Here is a 22,219-nt window from a genome sequence, read left to right on the forward strand (position 1 = left end):
GATCCGGTAGCGTCTTGCTCCTTTCAGAAACCTCGCTTGTGGAAGCGCGGGCAGGCAACTTGCTCGGCCTTCGCCCCAGCGGGGAGAGATGCCCGTCAGGGCAGATGAGGGAGGTGAGGAGCATCAGCAACGAACGCCTTGAGCGAAAGCGAAGGGCAAATGACCACCACCGACGAAAACGTCTTCCCTATTGCCAGCCCGCCGCCTTGGCCCTATTGTCCGCGCCGTTCTCAGGGCGGGGTGAAAGTCCCTACCGGCGGTATGCAGTTTCGATTGCGAGCCCGCGAGCGCCTTCCTCGGAAGGGTCAGCAGATCAGGTGAGATGCCTGAGCCGACGGTCATAGTCCGGATGAAAGAGAACGTGCGCTGCTGCTGCCCTCCGGGCTGGCTGCGGATGCTCGTGATCGCCTTGGGTGATGTGTCTGTACGCCAAAGGAGATTACCATGACACCCACCCGTTATGCCTTCGTCAAAGCCGGCTGGCACGCCGATATCGTCGACCGTGCGCTCGAAGGTTTCCAACAGCTTGTTCCCGCCGAACAGATCGACGTATTCGACGTCCCCGGCGCCTTCGAAATGCCGCTGCTGTCGCGCGATCTTGCCGCGAGCGGGCGCTATGCCGCCGTCATTGCCGCCGCCTTCGTCGTCGATGGCGGGATCTACCGCCACGAATTCGTCGCCCAGGCCGTGGTCGATGGCCTGATGCGCGCCGGCATGGATACCGGCGTGCCGGTGCTGTCGGTCTCGCTGACGCCGCATCACTATCAGGAAACCGAGCATCACACGCAGATCTACCGCGCTCATTTCGTCGAGAAGGGCCGCGAGGCTGCGCGCGCCGCTCTGATGATCGGCAAAACGCGCGCCGCCCTTGCTGCTTAAAAGCTAGCGCAACAGACGGCGGGATGGCCCGCCGTCTTCTGTCGACTGAAGAATTGATTCGACGCTCCACCCGCGCTGTGGTCCACTCGATCCTGACATGTATCGCCATTCTTAATGCGTCCAAACCTCAAGGGAGCTGAAGATGAGCAATGCAATGCGCAGTGAACCCCCAACCGAATCCATGAAAACACGACCGGTCGACACCAAGCTCGAAGTGGTCGTCATTCCCGTTTCCGACGTCGACCGCGCCAAACGTTTTTACGAGAGCCTTGGCTGGAGGCTCGACGCCGATTTCGCCAATGATGCCGATTTCCGCGTGATCCAGTTCACCCCACCGGGCTCCGGTTGCGCGATCATCTTCGGCAAGAATGTCACCGCCGCCGCCCCCGGCTCCGCCCAAGGCCTCTATCTCATCGTCTCCGACGTCGAGGCCGCAAGGCGCGATCTCATCGCCCGCGGCGTCGAGGTGAGCGAGGTCTTCCACGATGCTTCAGGCGTCTACGCCGGCAAGGACGAGCCCTATCTCTTCGGGCGCCTGCGCATCGCCGGCCGCGACCCCGACCACCGCAGCTATCGTTCCTTCGCCTCGTTCAAGGATCCCGATGGCAACGGCTGGCTGTTCCAGGAAGTCACCACACGCCTGCCGGGACGCATCGACGCCGATGAGACCGCCTTCTCGACATCGAGCGACCTCGCCGCCGCCCTCCGCCGCGCCGCCGAGGCTCACGGCGAACACGAGAAGCGCAATGGCGGCAAACACGACGAGAACTGGCCGGACTGGTACGCCGAATACATGGTCAGCGAACAGGCCGGCAGGCAGCTGCCGTTATAGGTGGCGGCACGGAGCAGCCGCCTTGCCCGTCGGCACCTCAAGGTGAGGCAATTCGAGCGGCAGATGCTTTCTTCTTTGCTTTTATCGGTATGCCATGTGACAACCACACGGCATACCCTCTCCAGGCTCATCAGGTCGCGACTCACCGATCGAATATATCCCGCCACTGCTTCTCGCCGATCAGACAGTCCGACGTCGGCGCGTCGGCGGCTATCCTCTCCACCGTCGGCGAGGGTGAAATGCCGCTGATCTCGAGCACCAGCTTGCGGCGCACGGCGATGGCGAAATCCTCAATCCTGTGGACCGGCAGCACGAAGCTGCCGGGGCCGCCGATCACGCAATCGGCGTAATATTTGTCGAGCCCTCCGGGAGCATCGGAAGGACGCAGCATGATCGCCAGCCCGTTGATGATCATGCCCGACGCCACCGCCTTGTCCCTGGTGGCCGTCACCGGGCTGCCGGAATTGTTCGGACCGTCGCCGGAGACGTCGATCACCTCACGCCTGCCGCGAAAGGGTCCGGTGGTGATCATGCTGGCGCCCTGATCGATGGCTGTTGAGATCGAGGTGCGCCGTTGCGTGGCTATCGGCCCGGCGTCAAGCTTATCGGCGAAGGCGATCGCATCCGCTTCCGTCTCAATCACCTGCCAGTCGATCATCGAATCCTGGACGACATAGCCCGCCCATTCGAAATAGCTGATGGCGATGCGGCCGGTGAGCCCGCCCTTGACCGCATCGATGAATTCCTTGTGCTTGAGCGCCTCGACATAACCGTCGCGCTGAATGCCGATCTCTTCGAAATCCATTGACCGCGAGGTGTCGACGGCAAGCACCAGCGTCACATCAACCTCGTTTGCGCCCGCCCCAGCTGTCGGCACGACTCCGGTAAGACCCATGAGCACCGCAAGTGTGGTCAGCATCGGCAAATCCCCGCGCATCGAGCAGGGAAATGTAACACAGCTTGGCCGGCGAAGGACGCCCGGCCTCGTGCGGGGTTTCAATTTTCGGTGATCAGGAGCGCCTGCCTTGCCCCTCAAGGCCGCTGCGGGGAACTCACAGAGAGACTCTCCTGCCATGCAGCTTTCCAGGACCTCAACGCAAAGGCGACCATAAAGGGTTCTTCCACGCCTTCAGCGCTTCCAGAAAAACTTGCAGGCGCAGCGGCAGGAAGCGGCGGGTGGGATAGACGGCGTGCACGAAGATTTCCGGCGAGGACCAGTCCGGCAGCAGGCGAATGAGCTCGCCTCGGTTGATCTCTTCGTCGCAATAGGTCGAAGGCAGCAGCCCGATACCGTGGCCGCGATAGGTAAAGGCGCTGACCGCCTCGAAGTCCCGACTGGAGACCGGCCCGGACACACGCACGTGGGCCGACTTGCGGCCGCTGACAAGATGCCAATCCGCCTCGCCGTTGCGGCCGTTCAGGAGTACGCATCGATGATCCTTCAGGTCCTCGGGCTTTGATGGAAGCGCCCTGCCCTCGAGATAGTCGGGCGTCGCAACCAGATAGCGCACACTCCGGCCGAGGCGCTGCGCGACGATGGAAGAATCCTTGAGTTCGCCGAAACGAATGGCGACATCGACATTCTCGGCGACCAGATCGAGGAAAAGGTTGGTGACGAAGAGATCGATCTGGATATCGGGATATGTCCTCAGGAAGGACGAGATGAATTCGTAGAAGACGTCCTGCCCGAAGATGACGGGCACGGAGATCTTCAGCAGGCCTTCCGGCTTCCTCTGCGTCTCCGTCAGCGCCTGCTCGGCGTCCATAAGATGGGCGAGCGGCTCGCTGCACCTGTCGTAATAGGCTCGACCCTGCGCGGTAAGGCTGAGCTTGCGGGTCGTGCGCTGCAGCAGCGTCACGCCGAGCTGCTCTTCAAGCGACGTCACCTTCCGGCTGACGGTTGAAACCGGCATGCCGAGGGAATAGGCCGCACGGCTGAAGCTGCCATACTGCGCCACCTTCACGAAAACGGCGATGTCGTTGAGATCGGCCATGCGCCCATTTTTGCATTGATGCAAAAGAGAATCCAGATATTTCCATCTAATCGGGGAATGGAGTTTTCGCCATATTCACTTTGCGAAAACAACCACAACCCAGATGGCGGCGCGATCGCGGCGGCCCCATCTCGAGCGACCCGGCCGATCAGGTGCGACGTTGCCCGAACCAGATCACGGAGTTCAACATGACTACGAATAAGACTGTCATCGTTACGGGCGCCTCCCAGGGTATCGGCGCAGGCCTCGTCAACGGCTTTATCGCGCGCGGCTACAATGTCGTCGCCACCTCGCGTCAGGTCAGCGCCTCGGACGCCTTCGAGGCCTCCGACCGGCTGGCTCTCGTCGATGGCGACATTGGCGATGCCGAAACCGCGGCGCGGGTTGCAAAGACCGCGATCGACCGCTTCGGCTCGATCGACGCGCTCGTCAACAATGCCGGCATCTTCTTGGCCAAGCCGTTTGTTGATTTCACGATGACGGATTTCCGGACGTTGTCTTCGACCAATCTCGAAGGGTTCATCCATCTGACCCAGCTGGCAGTCAGACAGATGCGCGCGCAGAAGTCAGGCGGCAGCGTCGTCAGCATCACGACGCCATTGACCGATCATCCGATCGCCGGCTTCTCCGCTTCGGTGTCGATGATGACGAAAGGCGGCATCAACGCCATCTCCAAAAACTTGGCGATGGAATATGCGAACGAGAAAATTCGCTTCAATATCGTCGCTCCCGGTGTCGTGGACACGCCACTGCACAAGGACAATCCGAAGGATTTCCTGAGCACGCTCTCTCCGATAGCAGGCATTTCCAATGTCAATGAGATCGTCGAAGCGGTCCTCTTCCTGACGGAAGCCCCGCGCATCACCGGGGAGGTGCTGCACGTCGACGGCGGCGCACATCTGGGCAAATGGTAAACCATCAAAAAGCGCAGGCAGCCGGCGCGGAACAGCGGCTGCGGGACCTCGGCATCACGCTTCCCCCGCCGCCGACGCCCTTCGGGGCCTATGTCGAGGCGATCCGGACAGGCAATCTCATCTTCTTCAGCGGCATGCTGCCGGTCGTCGACCGCAAGCCGCGGTATATCGGCCGCGTCGGCGGCGCGTTGACATCAGAGGACGGCAGGAAGGCCGCCGAAACAGCGACGCTCAGCGCCCTCGCCGCCGCCAGAGAGTACCTCGGCTCGCTGGACAGGGTCGTCAGTGTCGTCAAGCTCGGCGTCTATATCGCGACCGAAGGCGATTTCCGCGACCACCCGAAGGTCGCTGATGGAGCATCCGAAATGCTGCTCCAGGTCTTCGGCGAGGAAAGACTCTCCGGCCGCGTCGTCCTCGGCGTCGCAAGCCTGCCCTTAGGTGTGCCGATCGAGATCGAGCTCGTCCTCGAAGTCGAGGATTGAATGGTCAGGGCGTGCCTCGGCGCGCCCTGCCTCCCTGAGGTCGCCGCCTCACTCTCACCCCGCCGCCAAGAGCAGCACATAGGCGATCACGCTCACCATCAGCCCGCGAAAGGCAAAGGTGACGCAGCGATACTTGTTGCAGGCGATGGCGGAGAGGATGTTGGCGTTTTCGAAATACTGGTCGAAGAGGTAGCGCTCGTCACGGCGGACAGCCGCCTCGAAGAACATGTCGCGATGCTTGGGCCAGGCGCCCCAGAACAGCGACGTGGACGTGCCGAGACGCCGCGGCAGCACGACGAGAATCGCCGACAGCAGGCCAGAGAACAGTATGCTGCCCGGCGTACCGCCGGTGTAGCGCCCCAGGCTGAAGACGGCCCTCACCTCGCTGGAGCTTACCAGAAAGGCGAGCATGAAAGTAAAGATATAAGCTGCCTTCTGATCGGATATCTTGATCTGATCATAAAATATGTCATTGATTTTCTTGATATGATCGAAATACTCGGTACTGACGTCCCCGCTCGAGGGATTGCTCAGCATTACCTCAGTGACATTTTCAAATTCGCTCACCTGAATACTCCATACCTCAAAGTGTTTCCCTGATATTACACTTGTTGGCGAAAGCAAGAACACGTGTGCAACATGCTTGACTTTTCCACTCTACGCGGACAAAGGGGAAGCGGGGTATGGGGTCGAGGACATGCGGGGTTATTCCAGTAACATCTGTCGCATCGGGGTGGCGCTTGCATTTGCCGTGCCTGGTTTCGGACTGCCGGCAATGGCCGATCCCGTGCCGCGCGCCACGCCGGTCGCCGGCTCGGTCATTGCCCGCAAGACCGGTGAGGAAGTGCGATTCATCGACGTGTCGGACTGGCGCGTCGTTGACATCAATCAGGATCTCCTGACCGGCGACGTGCTGCGCACCAATGCCAACGGCCAGCTCGCCATTGTCTTTTCCGATCACACGCAGGTCCGCCTCGGTCGCAATTCGTCGCTGCAGGTTAAAAAGATGGCGGCGAGCGGCGATACGGTGCTCAATCTCCAATCCGGCACCATCTGGGCACGCGCCGAGCGCGGCGGCCAGGGCCTGACTGTGGAAACACCGGCTGCCGCAGCAGCTATCCGCGGCACCGACTGGACGATGACCGTCGAAGGCGCCAAGACCTCGATGATCGTGCTCGAAGGCCGCGTGGCGCTCAGCAACCCGCAGGGCAGCGTCGATGTCAGTGCGGGCGAAGGCGCCGTGGCGTCCATTGGCCAGGCGCCGCACAAGATCCTCAGCGTCAATCCTGACGACCGTGAACAGATGCTCTTTTATTTGGACCTTCGCGGTGGCTTCGACTTGCTGCCGACGTCGCCGCTGCGAGCCGATCGCATGGCGACCGAGCGTCGCCGCCTGCTGGCGCTGCCTCCCGAGCGCCGCACCACCGAGGACTGGTTGGAACTGGCCGAAGCGCAGAGCGCCTACGACGGACGCCAGGCAGCCTCAGCAACACTGCAGAATATCCGCGGCCGCAAGCTGACAGTGGCCCAACAGGCGCGCGTCGACCTTCTCGATGCCACCATTGCCGGCTCCGAAAAGCGCTATAGCGATGCCGCAAAGCTCTTCCAGAAGGCCCTGCCGCATCTCGACCCGACACGTCGCAACATGGCGCAATATGGTGGCTATTTCGCCCGCTCGCTCGCCGACCCCGCCCATGCCGAACCGCCGCCGGCCAATAGCGCCGGCCCTTATGGCGCAATCATGCAGGCCTATACGGCAGGCTTCCTGGAAAACCCGCGCGCAGCGCTCGAGATTATAAAGAAAGCGGAACGGCGCTATCCCGATGACCCGACCCTGCCGGCGGTCCGCGCCGAGCTGGCGCAGCTCGTTGACGACCGTAAGCAGATGAAGGAAGCGATCGAACGCTCGCTGGCGCTCGACCCTGACCATCCGATGGCGCTCTCCGCCCGCGCCGAATACAAGGCAGCCTATGAAAGCGATATAGACGGCGCTCTTGCGGACCTGAACCGCGCAATCGAGCTTGCCCCCGGCTCGTCGGGCACGTTGAACTCGCTCGGCCTGCTGCAGAGTTCGCGTGACGCCAATGGCGAAGCGGAAGAGGCCTTCCTCAAGGCGATCGCGCTCGATCCGCAAGATCCAGTGGCGCATGCCAATCTCGCGATCCTTTATCTCGATCAGGGCCGCATGAAGGAAGCCAAGCGCGAGATCGACACGGCGCTCGCCGCCGAGCCGGGCTTCGACATCGCCATTCTCGCCCGCGGCCGCTACTACCTGCAGATAGGCGAGCGCGACAAGGCGCTGGAAGACCTGCTCGCCGCCAGCACCGCCAACCCCACCCACTCGCAATCGCAGCTGATGCTCGCCGCCGCCCATTACGAAAAGGGCGACCGCATCCCCTCCGAGCAGGCGCTCGACAATGCCGACCGACTGGACAACAACGATCCGGCGATTCCAGCCTTCCGCACGGCCGTCGACATCGACGACTATGACGCTGATGGTGCGATCCGCAATGCCCAGGAATTCCTGCGTCGCTCGCGTGCCCGCGGCGGCGATTACAGCGGTCTTGGGGCCAACGCAAGCGCCGGCTCGACGCTGAACAACGCCTTCCGACTGCAGGGCCTGGATGCCTGGGGCCGCTACTATGGCGATGCCGTTTTCGATCCTTTCGAAGGCAGCGGCTATATCGACCAGTCGATCAAGGGCAGCATCTTTCCTTTCGTAAACGCCGCCAACTTCAGCGACGACAATATCATCCAGAACCGCGGCAATGCGTCGAGCTACTCATCCTTCATCCAGGGCTTGCTGATTTCTCCACACATGCTCTCTGGCCGATCGCGCTCCGCGTCGCTCTTCGATGTCCCCTTCATCGAAGGCTCGCTCGGCGGCGGCATCAACAGCGTCGACGGGCATACCAGACGGATCGGCGAAGCCGATATCCAGGGCTATTCGAACGAGACGATCCCGATCAGCTTTTACGGCAACCTGAGCTGGGAAGAGCTGGCGCTCGACCGCGACTACCGGAACTTCGGCGATGTCCAGACGGACAACAAGCTACTAGGGGCCAACGGTTATCTGACGGCAACGGTCACGCCTGATGATCGCGTGGTAGCCTTCGTCAACCATGGCAAGAATGACGGAACGCTGGACGCGTTATCGTCAAACACCGGATTCATGGAACTCCTGTTCCGTGTCCCTATCCCACTGCCTCTCTACACAACAGAGGATACTGTACGAGAAACCACATATGCCGGCATCGGCTGGAGCCACACGTTTTCCTATGAAAACGTGTTGAATGGAGCATTGCTTTATTCAGGAAGCAAATCGACCACGAACAGCGCGCTTGATGTCGACGTCGACCCGGTGTTTATCGGCGCAGGGGTTCCCTTCATCATTCCCTTTGCCAACGTCACTCAGGAGGCCGAATCTCACACCTATATCGGCGCTTTGAGCCATTCCATCGGTGCCGGACCTTTGACATGGCGTTACGGTATCGAAGGCGGCTGGATGGATGTCAGCAGCACGGTCGATACGACACTCCTGGGCTTGACAGCTCCTCTCGATCACACCGAGAGCACCATCGATATCGGCCGCGCTTATGTCGATGTGCTTCACGAGATCACGCCCGATCTCAAGGGCGAATACGCCTTGTTCGCCACGCACCTCGAGGGTGATGGCATCGATATCAGCCGGCTGGAACCGCGCTTCGGCCTCGCCTGGGCGCCGTTTCAAAACCACTGGCTTCGTGCAGCCTTCATGCGTCAAAGCTTCGATACCACCGTGCCGACCCTTGCCCCGATCGGCATACTTGGGCTGCAGGCCAATCAGTTTTCCACCAATCCACAAGGCTATACGGATACGCTCGCCCTGCAATGGGATGCCGAATGGACTGACCGCTTCTTCACTTCGGTGGAGTACGAGCATCAGGAACTCCACGATTTCTCGATCGATTTTCCGCTGATCTCGCTTCCCTCGGATACCAGCTTGCCGATTTCGCGCGGCAGCATCGATCGCGCTGCCGTCACTGCCAACGTCGCGCTCGGCCACGGTTTCGGTCTTTCGGCGACCTATGCCTATATGGATTCGGAGAATAGGGATCCGCTCGAGCCGATCTACGGTGGCCCCCTTCCCTTCATACCGCAGAATTCCGGACAGATTGCCCTAACCTGGGTCAACGAAGCCAAGGTCAAGGCGACGGTTGCCGCCAACTATATCGGCGAGCGCGACGGCGATCGGTTTGGCACCAAGCTCGACGATTACTGGACCCTCGACGCCCACCTGGTCTGGGAACCGCTCGACAAGCGCGTCGAGTTGGAGGCAGCCGCCTATAACCTCCTCGACGAAGACTTCGAGATCACGCCCGGCGTGCCCGGCTGGGGCCGCGCCTTCAAGGGCACGCTCAAAGTCCGCTTCTGATGCGGGTGCGGGACCAGCACCGACAGACCAGGCAGATCAGGAGCCGTCACCTGAGGCTGCTGGTGCTGTCGCTGACCACGCTGATCGCCATCTCGCTCCTGTCGCGCCTCCCCGCCTGGTCACTGCTGGAGCTCAGAAGCTTCGACTATCTGTCGACCGTCGACGATCCCCGTCCGCCCCCCGGCGGACCGGTCATCGTCGCCATCGACGAACCCTCGCTTGCCGATATCAACGCGCAATGGCCCTGGCCGCGCAGCCTGCATGCCGAGCTCATCAGCCAGTTGCGCGCCGCCGGCGCCCGCGTCATCGGCCTCGATATCATCATGGCCGAACCCTCAGCACCGGATAATGACGCGGCGATCACCAGGGCCGTCGGCCCCGATGTCGTGCTGGCCGGCGACGAGACGCTGATCGAGACGCCGCAGGCATCGCAACTGATCCGGGCGACACCCCTGCCGCAATTGACCGAAGCGGGCGCCGTCACCGGCATCGCCTCGATCGATCTGAGCGGTGACGGCATCTTCCGGCGCATCCCGGGCTATGAGGATGGCTTCGCGGCGATGCTGGCAAAGGCCTCGGGCGTGGCGCCCGAAGCGCTGCCAGCCGGCCGGCTTATCCAATCCTTCGGCCCGGCCCGCAGCTATCCCACGGTCTCCTATTACCAGGCGCTTGATCCGCAGAACCTGCTGCCGCCGGGCTACTTCAAGGACCGCGTCGTGCTCGTCGGTTTAAGCCTGCAGAACGCACCTGCGATCGACAAGGGCGGCGTCGATGCCTTCGCTACACCCTATACGGTTCACACCGGCAAGCTCGTCTCCGGCGTCGAGATCCAGGCGACGATCTACGACAATATCCGCAAAAGCCTGTCGATCGCAGAAGCCCGGCTGCCGACGGTCGCTGCCTGCATCCTGATATCGGTGCTGCTTGCTGCCGCCACCGTCTGGCGGTCGACCGGATGGCTGACGGTCGTGAACAGTGTGGCGGCCCTCCTCGCCTTCGCGGCAGTCAGTGCCGCCGGCATCCGGCTCACCCATGTTTTCGTTTCACCGCTCGGCCCGACTGTCGCCTATATCTCTGTCGTCTTCGGCCAGGCCGCCTTCGATTTCGCTGAGGAGCGTCGCAACAAGCGCCAGATCACCCGCGCCTTCGCCCAATATATCTCGCCCGATCTCGTCAAGCGTCTGTCGAGTGACCCCTCGCAGCTGAAGCTCGGAGGCGAGCGACGCACGCTTTCGGTTCTGTTCTCAGATGTGCGCGGCTTCACCACGATCGCCGAGACGCTGAAAGATGATCCGGAGCAGCTGACCGGCCTGATCAACCGGTTGCTGACGCCGCTTTCAGACGTGGTAATGGATCACGGCGGCACGATCGACAAATATATGGGCGACTGCATCATGGCCTTCTGGAATGCGCCGCTCGACGACCCCGACCATGCGCTTCACGCCGTGCGCGCCTCGCTCGCCATGCAGGCGGCGATTTCGCGTCTGAACGGTCAGCTGGAGCGGGAGGCGGCCGCACTCGGCCGCAAGCCGCATGTCTTGAAGATGGGCGTCGGCATCAACACCGGCGAGTGTATCGTCGGCAACATGGGCTCGACCCGCCGCTTCGATTATTCCTGCCTTGGCGACAGCGTCAACCTCGCCTCCCGCCTCGAAGGCGCCTCGAAGAATTACGGCGTGGCGCTGCTGCTCGGCGAGGAAACCGCAAGGCTGGTCGCTGACACCTATATCGTCGTCGAACTCGACCGCATCATCGTCAAGGGCCGCACCGCCCCCTCACCCGTCTTCACCGTCGTGCACAAGGCCGACGCCAAAGCGCTGGCCGCCCACCAGGCATTCATCGACGCCAAATATGCCGCCACGCTCGCCCCGTCGGACCCGGTCTTCGACAAGCTGGCTGCCGATATTCCCGAGCTTGCCGGCTATTACGCAATCGTGCGGGATGGGCTGGCCGCCGATGGCAAAGAATGACCTGAGGGACTAGATTTCACCAGCAGGCGGTTTCGGACTAGGGGTTAATCCTAGCGATCCGCTGACCGCAGTCTCGCAAACTCAGGGGCAACGACTGCGATGAACACCCCGGCATTGCCGAAAGCCCTCGCCGACAGCATCGCCCCATGGACCGATGCCATCAGCATTTGCGCCTGCTCCTCCGGCCGCTTGTCCAGCTGAAACAGGCCTTGCTCGACCCCAGCCTCCAGCACCGAGGTTAGCCAGCCCGCGAGATTCTGGAAATGCGCGCGGACGCGGGATGCGACCTCGTCCGGCAGCATTTGCATTTCACTCGCCAGCATTGCGCAGACGCAGAACGGCTGCGAGGCAGCCCGAATGCATGTGTGCCAATAGTCGATATAGAACTGCAGCTGATCGGCCGGGCTTGCGGCCTGCTCGCGCAGAGACTGCAGACCCGCCTGCGCCTGCTTGATGTAGCGATCCACCAGCGCCGAGACGAGATCGGCCTTCGTGGGAAAATGATGGTGGATGCTCGCTTTCCTGATGCCGATGGCAGCCGAGATATCGGCATAGCTGAAGCCGTTATAGCCTCCCGCAACAATGAGAGACTGTGCGATGTCGAGGATTTTATCGGAAGTCGAAGCCATTGATTTCATAGCGTCGCCTACCTTTTGGTAGGCATATTGTCAAGCCTATTGCTATCCTCATCCCCTCACAAGAAGGTGTCCGGCCATGGCGTTGACTCGATATAATAGACTTCCTACTAGTAGGTAGGCAAACACAAGGAACCCGCCGATGCAAAGCTTTTCCTCAAGCCAGTCCAACTGGCTGCCATCCTATTATTTCACACGTGCCGCATTCTCCGTCAGCTGGATTGCCACCGCCATTCTGTTGGGGCGTCAGTCTGGCCCCGCCGCCTTTCTGCTGGTGACCTACCCTCTATGGGATGCGCTGGCCAATCTGGTCGACGCCCGTGTTAACGGCGGCCTGAAGGCCAACCCGTCCCAGGCGCTGAATGTCGTGGTCAGCACGATCATGACACTCACCGTCATCATCGCCGTCAGCAGCAGCACCTATGCGGTTCTTGCCGCGTTCGGCGTTTGGGCGATCTTCTCCGGCCTGTTGCAACTCTATACCGGCGTCAGGCGCTGGCGCCTCTACGGCGCCCAATGGGTGATGATCCTGAGCGGCGCCCAATCGGCCCTTGCCGGCGGCTTCATGATCAGCCAGTCCCTCGGCACCACGGCGCCGACGATCCTGGATATCGTCCCCTATGCGGCATTCGGAGCATTCTACTTCCTGCTTTCGGCAATCTGGCTCGTCGTCGCATCCTATCGCAAGGCGCAAGCATAGACGCTGTCGCGGCGGCAAGCACGAAGCCGCTTGCCGCCGTTGAAAGGCCGACCGCCAGTGTGGCCTGCGATTTGCGGAAGACGACCACCTTCTTTCGCGCTATGAAGAGTGACCGCATATCCCGCCCACAGACCCTGAGGTCACCCCATGGCTTTGAAAGTCCTCTTCATTGGCGGCACCGGCCAGATCTCCCATCCATGCGTCGAACGCTCCGTTGCCGAAGGCCATCATGTCAGCGTCTTCAATCGCGGCCTGAGAAGCGCCGCCTTGCCTGAGGGGGTAACCTCGATCGTCGGCGAACTTGGATCGGCCGCCTATGTCGATCTCGCCAGGGCGAATTACGACGTCGTCTGCCAGTTCATCGCCTTCACGCCGGATCAAGTGTCGCGTGACATCGGGGTCTTTTCGGGCAATTGCGGCCAATACATCTTCATCTCATCGGCCTCGGTCTACGAAAAGCCGCCGCGTCATTACGTGATCTCCGAGGAGACCCCGGCGATCAATCCTTACTGGCCCTACAGCCAGGCCAAGATCGCCTGCGAGGAACTGCTCAGGAAATCCGGCGATCTTGCATGGACGATCGTCCGCCCCAGCCACACCGTCCGCACCGGCCTGCCGATCATGATGGGCGACAGCGATATCATGGCAAGGCGAATGCTCGACGGCGACCCCATCATCGTGGCCGGGGACGGCCACACGCCCTGGACGCTCACCCGCTCAGTCGACTTCGCCGTGCCCTTCGTCGGGCTTTTCGGTAAAAAGGCCGCGCTGAATGAGATTTTCCACATCACCTCGGACAGAGCCCACATCTGGGACGATATTCAAAAGACGATCGCAAGATTGCTCGGCGTGGAGGCGAAGATCGTCCATGTGCCAACGGACACGTTGATCAAGTACAATCCGGAATGGATCGGCTCCCTCCTCGGCGACAAGGCATGGACGGCAATTTTCGACAATTCGAAGGTCAAGCGTGTGGCGGGCGACTTCACCTGTGCCGAGAGCCTCGATGAAATCCTCGCCGAACCGATCATGCACCTCAAGCAGCGGCTGGCCAAAAGCCGCCCGCCGAGAGGTGAACTCGATGCACTGATCGACAGGATTTGCGCGGAGCAAGGGGCTCTTGGTTAGTTTGGTCCTTTGCGGGGGCGCGGTGTCCGCGGCTGGTACAAAATTGCCGTGACGCGTTGACCACTATCGGCCCTTTGCGCCGGTCGAGGTCGGTCCGAGCAAGGTGCGGTATGTGCTAGAATGCTGCCCTTAGGCGGAATGCGACAGACGCACTGCGAGGAGCGATGTGACCGAGGGAATTCGCGCAATGGAGAGCCGACGTTGTGCTCTTGGAAGGGGAGACGAGGACGATGCCGACACCACAGCAACCCAGTCTGATAGTTCGACAGAAGTCCCCACCAAACATCGAGTTTCCGTTTGCGTCGCTCTCCGATGGGCTAATCCCAACCGAGCTGTTCTTCGTGCGAAACCATTTTCCGTCACCGGAGCTCGATGCGCGAGACTGGAGATTGCGTATTGACGGGGCGGTGGAGCGGCCGATCGAACTTGACCTCGACAGCATCAAGGCGATGCGGAGCACGAAATTCACCGCAGTCGTCGAATGCGCGGGGAACGGGCGCGTCTACTATGTGCCGCCGAGGGAGGGGCTGCAGTGGCAGAACGGCGCCGTCGGCAATGCCGCGTGGACAGGTGTTCTTCTGCGCGAGATTCTGGAACTGGCCGGTATTAAGCGAACCGCACGTGAGGTTCTGCTCATTGGCGCCGACAGCGGCGTCGTCGACACGAACAAGAAAACGGCTTCTCCCGGCCCCATCGCTTTTGCACGCAGTTTACCGCTTGAGAAGGCCATCGCTGACAGCACGATCCTTGCCTATTCGATGAACGAGGAGCCGTTGACGCGCGATCACGGCCACCCGCTACGCGCGGTCGTTGGTGGCTGGTTCGGCATGGCTTGGGTCAAGTGGATCACGCATATCACGGTCGTGGAGCAACCGTTCCTTGGCTATTGGCAAGCGCGCGACTATTTCCGTTGGGAGCGCAGCCTCGGGGAACCTACGCTGGTCCCCCTTGCGGAGATGGAGGTCAAAGCGCAGATCGCGCGCCCCGTACAGGGGGCGCATCTCATCGTCGGCCAACCGTACCGGATTTTCGGAGCCGCCTGGAGCGGAGAGGCTGCTGTCCGGCAGGTTCAGGTCTGCACCGGAGATGGCAGGGGCTGGCGCGAGGCAAGGCTCCTCGAAACAGAACGCCCCTTTGCATGGCGCTTGTGGGAGTACATGTGGACCCCTGAGGAAGTGGGGCGATATACGCTACGATGTCGCGCAGTCGATGCGGCGGGGTGCGTGCAGCCCGACCTCCAGCGTTCCGACTGCGAGAGCTACGTGGCCAATTGGATCATTCCGGTGGAGGTTACGGTCGTCCCTGAGCCACAGGCGTACCAAGAGGAATTCGTGATCTAATCACCCGCATGAGGCGGAACGGCGGCTTATGGCGCGAAGCGGCCGAGGCTCGTCGGCGATCGGTCCCAAGCGCCCAGTGATCGGGAAATGCTGCGTTTTCATCGTAGCCGGCCCGCCGACGCTGAACGTCGTCCTCGCGCAACAGGCGAAGTGCCGTTGCCTTCATCGTGCAGCCCTCGGGAATTTTGGCATAACTGGGCCATGGCGATACATGTCTTGGCGGTCCATCGCGACACGGTCGAGACGGAACAGGCGGCGAGCGGTTCGCTTGCAGGCACCTATTCCGTGGGGGGGTCTGCTGGCTGCTGTCGGCCGGCGTCTATATCGCCGCGAATTGGGTTTCTTCGGAGATGCCGCCCTGAGCGCTTTGCTTCTGGCGGGTGCTGATCGCCTGGGCGATCCTGATGCCGATCTTGCACCGGCATTTCGGCGCCATGGTGGCACTCGTGCGGGCCCGCGGCCTCGAACTGCTCGTCATCGGCGAAATGGGGCTCGCCATTTGCCAGGGGCTGATCTTTGTCGGCCTCGAATATGCCCATGCCACCACCGCCGGCATTATCATCGCCCTGATCCCGATCATCACCATGATTCTTGCACGGTTCATTCTGGCTGAGCCGATGGGACGCTGGCAGGTGATCGGATCGATCCTCGCCTTTTCCTGCTGAAGCCAACGACCAGAGTCGAGGCGACCAAGGGCTGAGGACGAGCGAAATGGCTTTCATAGCGACCGCTTCTGGTGCCAAGCAGAGATCGTCCTGGGCCTGCGCACTGTTACTGTGGGCGTCTGGACGACCTCGCGAACATGTACATGTTGGTGGGCGCGCCGTGCAGGATCACCTCGCGCTCGAAACAGAAGCCGCATTTCTCAAGAATGCGTCTCGAAGCGGCATTGGCGGTTCGAACCAATCCGATCACCTTCTCCGCCTGCAGATCGTCGAAGGCAAAGGTCAGCGTTTCCCTGACCAATTCCGTGGCATATCCGCGTCCCCAGCTATCAGGTTGCAGATGATAGGAAAGATTGACGCCCTCGAATTCCTTGGAAACGGTTACGCCGCCAAATCCTATTAGGGCATTGTCTGACTCGACCGCCCAACGCCCGAATCCATGATCTTTCCAATGGCCGATGTCACGCGCAAGCCGTGCTGCACTTTCCTCCGGCGTATCGGGCCGGGGCACGGGTCGATGCGCGACCACTTCCGGCCGCGAAAAAAGTCGAGTGAGGAAATCGAGATCCCGTTGCATGGGAATTCTGAGCAGCAATCTGGCGGTACGCCTCACTCGCGGCTGAGAGGCATTCTTGAATTCGGTCGCAAACATCTTCCATCCAATCTCAAACACTCGCCAATGTTACAGATATTCTTCCGACCGCCGCGCCGCCACCGGAGCCTCCTGCTTGAAGCCATTGAAACAGCGCCCGCCGTGTAAGTCGAGCTCCCTGTCGGCCAAGGCGAGGAAGCGGGCGCTGTTACCCTGCACCGCAAGCCTGAACGCCATATCGAATTCGGCCGCCAATTGCGGCTCGAGCTTCCTGATGAGGCGCGGCGCCCACTTGCCGCGGCCGGTCCATGCGCCGCGCCCGAGCAGGATGAGGTCGGCTAGCTTCTGGTAGAGAAGTGCTGAGATAGCGGCGATCTCTTCGGGCGGGCGGGCGCCGCGCAGATCGTCGGCGAGATCCGTGACCTGATAGCGCAGCATATCGTAGCTTGGGCCGTCGAGAGGTTTCGGCCCTGCCGCCAGCACTTTCGCCGCCTTTGCCTGGATAGCGCGGGCGCGCTCGATATTCGGCCCTACGATGCTGCCCGTCGCAACCATATTGACCATGATCGGACAGCCGCTCTCCGCATCTGCATGGAGATAATGCGCCAGTCTGCGGATCGTGGACGAAGGCCTCGACCGGAAAACCGTCTTCGGTGAACGATTCCCGCCAGGCTGTCTGGAGCGACGGAAACACCACGACGAGATCGATGTCCGAAAACGTGGTCCCCTCACCGCGCATGATGGAGCCGGTGACATATGCAAAGGCAGCCCCCGCATAGCGGCTGGCGAGACAACAGCCGGCAGCGGCAAGCGCCCGCTCGGCAAGATTCTGTTTCTGGAGTTCGTCCACGATCTCGTCCTCGAATGCGGGAGACGAGCGGCAACAAAAAAACCCGCTCGTTTCCGGCAGGTTGGTGTCTTCTGCAATGAACGGATCAGTTCACGCGTCTGCCACCCACCGCCAAACGGTGGTCGTAGACGTCGTGGAGACTGCGAAAATCCGGCTCATGGCAGAAACGATATCGCCCTGCGGCGGCAGCGTCAATCTGCCGGGAACGCTTCCCCGCCGTGCGGTTTTCCGTCTAAGATGAGCTAAAGACTCGATAAGTACTGGAAAGGCCCGCTATGCCCCATCCCGCCACCGTCATCCCGCGTCCCGCACCGGTTCTGCTGCCGGTTGAAGGCAGCGACGAGCGCTTTCCGGTGCGCCGCGTCTATTGCGTCGGGCGCAATTATGCCGACCATGCGATCGAGATGGGTCACGATCCCTCTCGCGAGCCGCCCTTCTTCTTCCAAAAGAACCCCGACAACCTGCTGCCGGCTGGCAATGCTTTCCCTTACCCGCCGCTGTCGAACGACGTGCATTACGAGGTCGAATGTGTGCTGGCGCTGAAATTGGGCGGGGCGAACATTCAGGCCGCCGATGCGCTCGGCTGCATCTATGGCTATGCCGTCGGCATTGATTTCACCCGCCGCGACCTGCAGGGCGAGGCCAAGAAGCTCGGCCGTCCCTGGGAGCTTGCCAAGGCCTTCGAGCAATCCGCCCCGGTCTCCGCAATCGTCCCGGCAAGCCGCCTCGGCCATCCCACTGAAGGCCGGATCTGGCTGGAGCAGAACGGCCGACGTGTCCAGGACGGCAACCTCAACCAGATGATCTGGAAGGTGCCGGAAATCATCGCCGAACTCTCGAAGCTCTTCGTGCTGGCGCCCGGCGACGTGATCATGACCGGCACGCCGGCCGGCGTCGGCGCGGTTGCGAGGGGCGACCGGATCACCTGCGGCATCGACGGTGTTGCGACGCTCTCGGTCGACATTATCTAAGGAGAGACCGATGCCCGTCTATGCGCTTGGCGGATCGACCCCCAAACTGCCGCCCGCCGGCCTCCACTGGATCGCGCCGGATGCGCATGTGATCGGCGATATCGAACTCGGCGAAAATGTCGGCATCTGGTTCGGCTCGGTGCTGCGCGGCGACAATGAGAGGATCACCATCGGCGCCGGCACCAACATCCAGGAAGGCGTCATGGCCCATACCGACATGGGCTTTCCGCTGACGACGGGAAAGGGCTGTACCATCGGCCACCACGCCATTCTCCATGGCTGCACGCTCGGCGACAACGTGCTGATCGGCATGGGAGCGACCATTCTCAACGGCGCAAAGATCGGCAACAACTGCCTCGTCGGCGCCAATGCGCTGGTGACCGAGGGCAAGGAATTCCCTGACAACTCGTTAATCGTCGGCGCACCCGCCCGTGTGGTGCGGGTGCTTGACGAAGCGGCTGTCGAGGGTATTCGCCGCTCGGCGGAAAATTATGTGGCGAATTGGCAGCGGTTTGCGCGGGATCTCAGGGTGATTGGGTGATTGAGAGGACGCCTCTTCCAGGAAAATATGCCTCATTTGCCTTTCGCTTACGCTCAAGGCGTGCGTCGCTTCCGCTCCTCACCCCCTCATCTGCCTGACGTGCATCCCCAGCGGGGAGAAGATGCCGGCAGGCAGATGAGGGGGTGAGCGACGACAGGAGCGATTGCACGGAGCGCAAGTGAAGGGCAAGTAATCGGATATTACGGTCCCCTCACCAGACACCCGGGATCCAGCGCCAGCGTACCCGTTCCACATACTCCGCATATCCTTCAAGCCCCTTGCGCAACTCCGCCTCCTCTCCGAGTGTCCGGCCAAAGAGCACCACGACGAGCAGCCCCACGGGAATCAACGCATAGAGCGACCCGAGTGACAGCGCCGCTCCGACGGCGAGCAAAATGGCGGTTGCATAGCCGGGGTGGCGGATCACGGCGTAGGGCCCGCTGTCGATCACCTTGTGGTCGCGATCGGTTTGGATGCGCACCGTCGGCTCGAAATGCCGGTTGACCGATTGCGCCCAGGTGAGGCCGAGATAGCCCGCGCTCATCAGGAGATAGCCGAGGACAACGACCCACCAGGGTTGCGGCGACCAGTGGAAACGGCCGTCGTCGAACGCGCCGACCGGAAGAATGGCAGCAAAGAGAATGATCGTCAGCGTCGCGACCACGGCGTCCCAGCGCTTGGTTCCCTTCTGATATCGGCTACGCGCCGCAAACAATTCCGGATTCGTCCGCCAGATCCAGACGAGCGCGATTGCAGTCAGCGCCAGGAAAAGGCCGAGAAAGATCCAGCCGCGTGGCCAGGCGAACGTGCCGGCGGGCCAGAACAGTGCGACAACCATCACTGCGACGGTTATCGCGAGCGATCTGACCGATGGCGCCGCCGCAAACGAGCGACGCGGCTGGCTGTGGTCCTGCGTCATGACGGTTTTTCCGTTCCACCGGGGCGAGCGCCTTCTGCTGTCGGCAGCGGCCGCAAAAGTCTGACAGTCTTATGCCTGACTTAGGAGGTGATACGCCCGCAACAACCCGTGGCAAGACGCAAACGGACCCGCCCCCCTGATAACAGACGTCATTGTTTCCGAAGTTGCGTGGCCGCAGACTGTCGTTGCGGCAATATTGGATATTGTTGAAAAACGCCTATTCGGCCGCTTCCAGAAACTGGTTCTCTCCCGACGAAGCGGCAAGCGCCCGAACTCTGGCTTCCGTCTTGGCGATCAGTTGATAGAATTCGTCCTGCGCTTCGACATCCAGCTGAATGACGGCATTGACGTCATCGGGGGTATCGCAAACACAGGCGACCGCCGAAATGGGACAGATACCGCCGGGATAACGCTTACCGCTCCCGGTATAGGCACGACGACCCCAGCGCTCGGAATACACCGTTTCCTCCCGATCGAGGTGGAGGATCGTGCCTTTACAGGCGGTGACGATGGCCGCCTTGCCGTAAGCGAACCAATGATAATTCAGCTTCCGGAGAATATATTTGCCAGTGATGTCTTCGCCAGCCAGTTCGGCAGGGTCTTCTATCATTCGGATCATGAGAGCGTCCTCAACATGTGAGCAATATCCGCCATCTCTACTTGCCCCGCAAGTCGAAAAGCGCAGCTTTTGTAGTAGCTTAGTCACAAAGTGTTTCTGATTCTTACATCTTGCACGCACCAGGCAGCTTGCCAGCCATGCAATCCATCGTCGAATTTCCCGCCTTTGCACCTGATTCCGCCTTTTCCGGGAGTAGCCATGCCGTCTTGCGTTTTCCCGCTGAGGCCCACTATTTGAATCCCGGATCGGCCAATCAGCGGTCGGATGACGGCTCAACTGGTCCGCCGGTTCACACCCGCAGGAGTGCCCCCATGGTCGAAGCCGTCAACCGCATCTCCTCCACCGCCGAGACCGAGCCCACCAAGGCCGGCATCAGCACCTCGATCGGCTCGGAACCCGACAATGCCTGGGTTGCCGCCCGCCAGTCGCAGATCACGGCCGATCAGCAGGCATCGAAGGGAGCCGCGCAGACGAATAGGATGGGTACGCGGAACAGGCGCTCCTATCAGGTGAAAGCGAGCGGATCGGCACCCGGAATTTCGACAAGGATACGCCCTTCGGCAAGCGCGTCGCTATCATCTGACGAAGTCCCGCTCCGGTCGGTTAACGCCCATCCGCAAGTTGAGCCTCGATCGCCGCCTTGTCGATGACCGACCAGACCTCGACGATTTTTCCGCCGCGAAATTCGTAGATCACGTTCTCGGAGAAGGAGAGGCACTTGCCGTTCACATCCAGCCCGAGAAACTTTCCTTTGGGCGAACAATCGAAGCCCAGCCGGCAGGCAACGTAAGGCGGATCGATAACAAGCATCCGCACATTGAAGAAGAGATCGGGAATATCGTCGAAATCCCGCTCCAGCATGGCGACATAGCCCGCAAGCCCAAGCCGCCGGCCATTATGGACCGCATCCTCGTCGACGAACTTGCCGAGATCGGGCCAGTCCTGCCGGTTCAGGCAGGCGATGTAGCCTCGGTAGAGATCGGCAAGTTCGGTTTTGGTCACGGACGAATCCCTTGCTCGGCTGAAGCATTCGGCAGCGGCAGCGAGCGCGCCGCCTTGTGGCTTTCAGCTCAGGAGAACTCGCCGGCACGGGGACCGGCAAGCGTCACGCGCCAGCCGGTGCGCGATTGGAAATCCTGGGTGGCCAGAAACGTGTAACCCGTCGTGCGCCAGGGCTTCACGGCGCTGGTCAGATTGTCGAGCACATAATCGCCGCTAGCCGTGCGGGCAATCAGAACGACGTGGTTCTGATCATGCGGTCCGATCACCACGGAAAGTGCCAGCCTGTTCGATGGAAAACCCGCCTCGATCAAGTCTTTCATCTTCTGCAGCGCATAGTCCTCGCAGTCGCCACGGCCGGCAACTGGCAGTGACCAGACATCCCCATTTCCGGATGACGAGCGATCTTCCGCCGAAACGATACGGCCGTTTACGGCACGATTGACCTTTTGAAGAAGCGCTATTCCCGCCTGATCGCTCAGCTCCTGCGCCACCGTCCTGCCGCACAGCCACTTGTACTTGGCGCAGGCAGCAGCGAATCCCACCGGTGCGCCAATGCTTCGCGTCACGGGCAGCGACGATCCTGCAACTGCCTGAAAATTCGGCATAACCACCAAAAATACAGCAAGAGAAAGGAGACGCTTCATGGCCGATTCGCTCTGTTCGTAACGGGAGAATAACACAGCGGGTATAAAAATTTATTAAAATTTTATACTTGGAAATTTAACTGTATTTGGTGATCGGAACAAGTTAACCATTGTTTATTCTTCATGTT

The 22,219-nt window shown here is 61.1% G+C and carries 20 protein-coding genes, 3 pseudogenes and 1 riboswitch; of the genes and pseudogenes, 13 read left to right on the forward strand and 10 right to left on the reverse strand.

What is annotated here, in order from left to right:
* Positions 1-222: 222 nt before the first annotated feature.
* Positions 223-365: riboswitch (FMN riboswitch) on the forward strand.
* A gap of 79 nt (positions 366-444) precedes the next feature.
* Positions 445-879 carry a 6,7-dimethyl-8-ribityllumazine synthase gene (locus NMA58_RS12555; protein ID WP_064694549.1) on the forward strand — a complete coding sequence of 145 codons (435 nt, stop codon included), beginning with the start codon at positions 445-447 and terminating at the stop codon, positions 877-879.
* A gap of 142 nt (positions 880-1,021) precedes the next feature.
* Positions 1,022-1,711: a VOC family protein gene (locus NMA58_RS12560; RefSeq protein ID WP_085778637.1), complete on the forward strand. Its 690-nt coding sequence runs from the start codon at positions 1,022-1,024 to the stop codon at positions 1,709-1,711.
* A 142-nt stretch (positions 1,712-1,853) separates the two neighbouring features.
* Here NMA58_RS12560 and NMA58_RS12565 read toward each other — a convergent pair whose 3' ends face one another.
* Entirely contained in the window at positions 1,854-2,630 is a 777-nt protein-coding gene (locus NMA58_RS12565) for a DUF1194 domain-containing protein (protein WP_434710319.1), read from the reverse strand.
* A 172-nt stretch (positions 2,631-2,802) separates the two neighbouring features.
* Positions 2,803-3,705, reverse strand: a complete 903-nt coding sequence (locus NMA58_RS12570) for a LysR substrate-binding domain-containing protein (protein WP_434710321.1) — start codon at positions 3,703-3,705, stop codon at positions 2,803-2,805.
* A 188-nt stretch (positions 3,706-3,893) separates the two neighbouring features.
* Here NMA58_RS12570 and NMA58_RS12575 point away from each other — a divergent pair, with 188 nt between their 5' ends.
* Together NMA58_RS12575 and NMA58_RS12580 are read left to right on the forward strand one after the other, a co-directional pair.
* On the forward strand, positions 3,894-4,619 hold the full coding sequence (locus NMA58_RS12575; protein ID WP_434710323.1) for an SDR family NAD(P)-dependent oxidoreductase: 726 nt from the start codon (positions 3,894-3,896) through the stop codon (positions 4,617-4,619).
* Positions 4,613-5,101 carry a RidA family protein gene (locus NMA58_RS12580; RefSeq protein WP_097598072.1) on the forward strand — a complete coding sequence of 163 codons (489 nt, stop codon included), beginning with the start codon at positions 4,613-4,615 and terminating at the stop codon, positions 5,099-5,101. The genes NMA58_RS12575 and NMA58_RS12580 overlap by 7 nt, the downstream gene beginning before the upstream one ends.
* A gap of 54 nt (positions 5,102-5,155) precedes the next feature.
* On the opposite strand, the gene NMA58_RS12585 is transcribed toward NMA58_RS12580, so the two are convergent.
* Positions 5,156-5,668: a Pycsar system effector family protein gene (locus NMA58_RS12585; protein ID WP_434710325.1), complete on the reverse strand. Its 513-nt coding sequence runs from the start codon at positions 5,666-5,668 to the stop codon at positions 5,156-5,158.
* Positions 5,669-5,798: 130 nt separating this feature from the next.
* Between NMA58_RS12585 and NMA58_RS12590 the strand changes: the two genes are divergently transcribed.
* Together NMA58_RS12590 and NMA58_RS12595 are read left to right on the forward strand one after the other, a co-directional pair.
* A complete protein-coding gene (locus tag NMA58_RS12590) occupies positions 5,799-9,515 on the forward strand; it encodes a FecR domain-containing protein (protein ID WP_434710327.1) in 3,717 nt (1,238 codons plus the stop codon).
* The gene (locus NMA58_RS12595; RefSeq protein WP_434710329.1) at positions 9,515-11,485 is read left to right on the forward strand and encodes a CHASE2 domain-containing protein; all 1,971 of its coding nucleotides are present in this window, start codon (positions 9,515-9,517) and stop codon (positions 11,483-11,485) included. Before NMA58_RS12590 ends, NMA58_RS12595 begins: the two co-directional genes overlap by 1 nt.
* A 50-nt stretch (positions 11,486-11,535) precedes the next feature.
* Here NMA58_RS12595 and NMA58_RS12600 read toward each other — a convergent pair whose 3' ends face one another.
* On the reverse strand, positions 11,536-12,123 hold the full coding sequence (locus NMA58_RS12600; RefSeq protein ID WP_434710331.1) for a TetR/AcrR family transcriptional regulator: 588 nt from the start codon (positions 12,121-12,123) through the stop codon (positions 11,536-11,538).
* A 139-nt stretch (positions 12,124-12,262) separates the two neighbouring features.
* Between NMA58_RS12600 and NMA58_RS12605 the strand changes: the two genes are divergently transcribed.
* From NMA58_RS12605 to NMA58_RS12620, 4 genes and pseudogenes are all read left to right on the forward strand, one after another.
* Complete coding sequence (locus tag NMA58_RS12605) at positions 12,263-12,820, forward strand: DUF308 domain-containing protein (protein WP_434710333.1); 558 nt, start codon at positions 12,263-12,265, stop codon at positions 12,818-12,820.
* A 147-nt stretch (positions 12,821-12,967) separates the two neighbouring features.
* The gene (locus NMA58_RS12610; protein ID WP_434710335.1) at positions 12,968-13,948 is read left to right on the forward strand and encodes an SDR family oxidoreductase; all 981 of its coding nucleotides are present in this window, start codon (positions 12,968-12,970) and stop codon (positions 13,946-13,948) included.
* A 230-nt stretch (positions 13,949-14,178) separates the two neighbouring features.
* Entirely contained in the window at positions 14,179-15,288 is a 1,110-nt protein-coding gene (locus NMA58_RS12615) for a sulfite oxidase (protein ID WP_434710337.1), read from the forward strand.
* 201 nt (positions 15,289-15,489) lie between these two features.
* Positions 15,490-15,944 (forward strand): annotated as a pseudogene (locus NMA58_RS12620) (EamA family transporter); the annotation flags it as partial.
* A 115-nt stretch (positions 15,945-16,059) separates the two neighbouring features.
* Here NMA58_RS12620 and NMA58_RS12625 read toward each other — a convergent pair.
* Both NMA58_RS12625 and NMA58_RS12630 read right to left on the reverse strand, forming a co-directional pair.
* Positions 16,060-16,605, reverse strand: coding sequence for a GNAT family N-acetyltransferase (locus tag NMA58_RS12625; protein WP_434710339.1), 546 nt, complete (start codon positions 16,603-16,605; stop codon positions 16,060-16,062).
* A gap of 30 nt (positions 16,606-16,635) precedes the next feature.
* Positions 16,636-17,395, reverse strand: a pseudogene (locus NMA58_RS12630) (nucleotidyltransferase domain-containing protein).
* Positions 17,396-17,670: 275 nt separating this feature from the next.
* Here NMA58_RS12630 and NMA58_RS12635 point away from each other — a divergent pair.
* Together NMA58_RS12635 and NMA58_RS12640 are read left to right on the forward strand one after the other, a co-directional pair.
* Entirely contained in the window at positions 17,671-18,366 is a 696-nt protein-coding gene (locus tag NMA58_RS12635) for a fumarylacetoacetate hydrolase family protein (RefSeq protein WP_085778646.1), read from the forward strand.
* Positions 18,367-18,376: 10 nt separating this feature from the next.
* The gene (locus tag NMA58_RS12640; RefSeq protein WP_434710341.1) at positions 18,377-18,907 is read left to right on the forward strand and encodes a gamma carbonic anhydrase family protein; all 531 of its coding nucleotides are present in this window, start codon (positions 18,377-18,379) and stop codon (positions 18,905-18,907) included.
* A 211-nt stretch (positions 18,908-19,118) separates the two neighbouring features.
* Here the strand turns inward: NMA58_RS12640 and NMA58_RS12645 are convergent, their stop codons facing one another.
* Both NMA58_RS12645 and NMA58_RS12650 read right to left on the reverse strand, forming a co-directional pair.
* Positions 19,119-19,826, reverse strand: a complete 708-nt coding sequence (locus NMA58_RS12645; protein ID WP_434710343.1) for a methyltransferase family protein — start codon at positions 19,824-19,826, stop codon at positions 19,119-19,121.
* Positions 19,827-20,043: 217 nt separating this feature from the next.
* Positions 20,044-20,445, reverse strand: coding sequence for a hypothetical protein (locus NMA58_RS12650; protein ID WP_097598062.1), 402 nt, complete (start codon positions 20,443-20,445; stop codon positions 20,044-20,046).
* 371 nt (positions 20,446-20,816) lie between these two features.
* On the opposite strand from NMA58_RS12650, the pseudogene NMA58_RS12655 reads away from it, so the two are divergent.
* Positions 20,817-21,028 (forward strand): annotated as a pseudogene (locus tag NMA58_RS12655) (hypothetical protein).
* 20 nt (positions 21,029-21,048) lie between these two features.
* Here the strand turns inward: NMA58_RS12655 and NMA58_RS12660 are convergent.
* Together NMA58_RS12660 and NMA58_RS12665 are read right to left on the reverse strand one after the other, a co-directional pair.
* Entirely contained in the window at positions 21,049-21,447 is a 399-nt protein-coding gene (locus tag NMA58_RS12660) for an ester cyclase (protein ID WP_430958416.1), read from the reverse strand.
* Positions 21,448-21,515: 68 nt separating this feature from the next.
* The gene (locus NMA58_RS12665) at positions 21,516-22,091 is read right to left on the reverse strand and encodes a transglutaminase-like cysteine peptidase (RefSeq protein ID WP_434710346.1); all 576 of its coding nucleotides are present in this window, start codon (positions 22,089-22,091) and stop codon (positions 21,516-21,518) included.
* Between the last annotated feature and the right edge of the window lie 128 nt (positions 22,092-22,219).

The sequence above is a fragment of the Rhizobium sp. YTUHZ045 genome (assembly GCF_051124255.1).
In the GTDB taxonomy this organism is placed as follows: Bacteria; Pseudomonadota; Alphaproteobacteria; order Rhizobiales; family Rhizobiaceae; genus Rhizobium.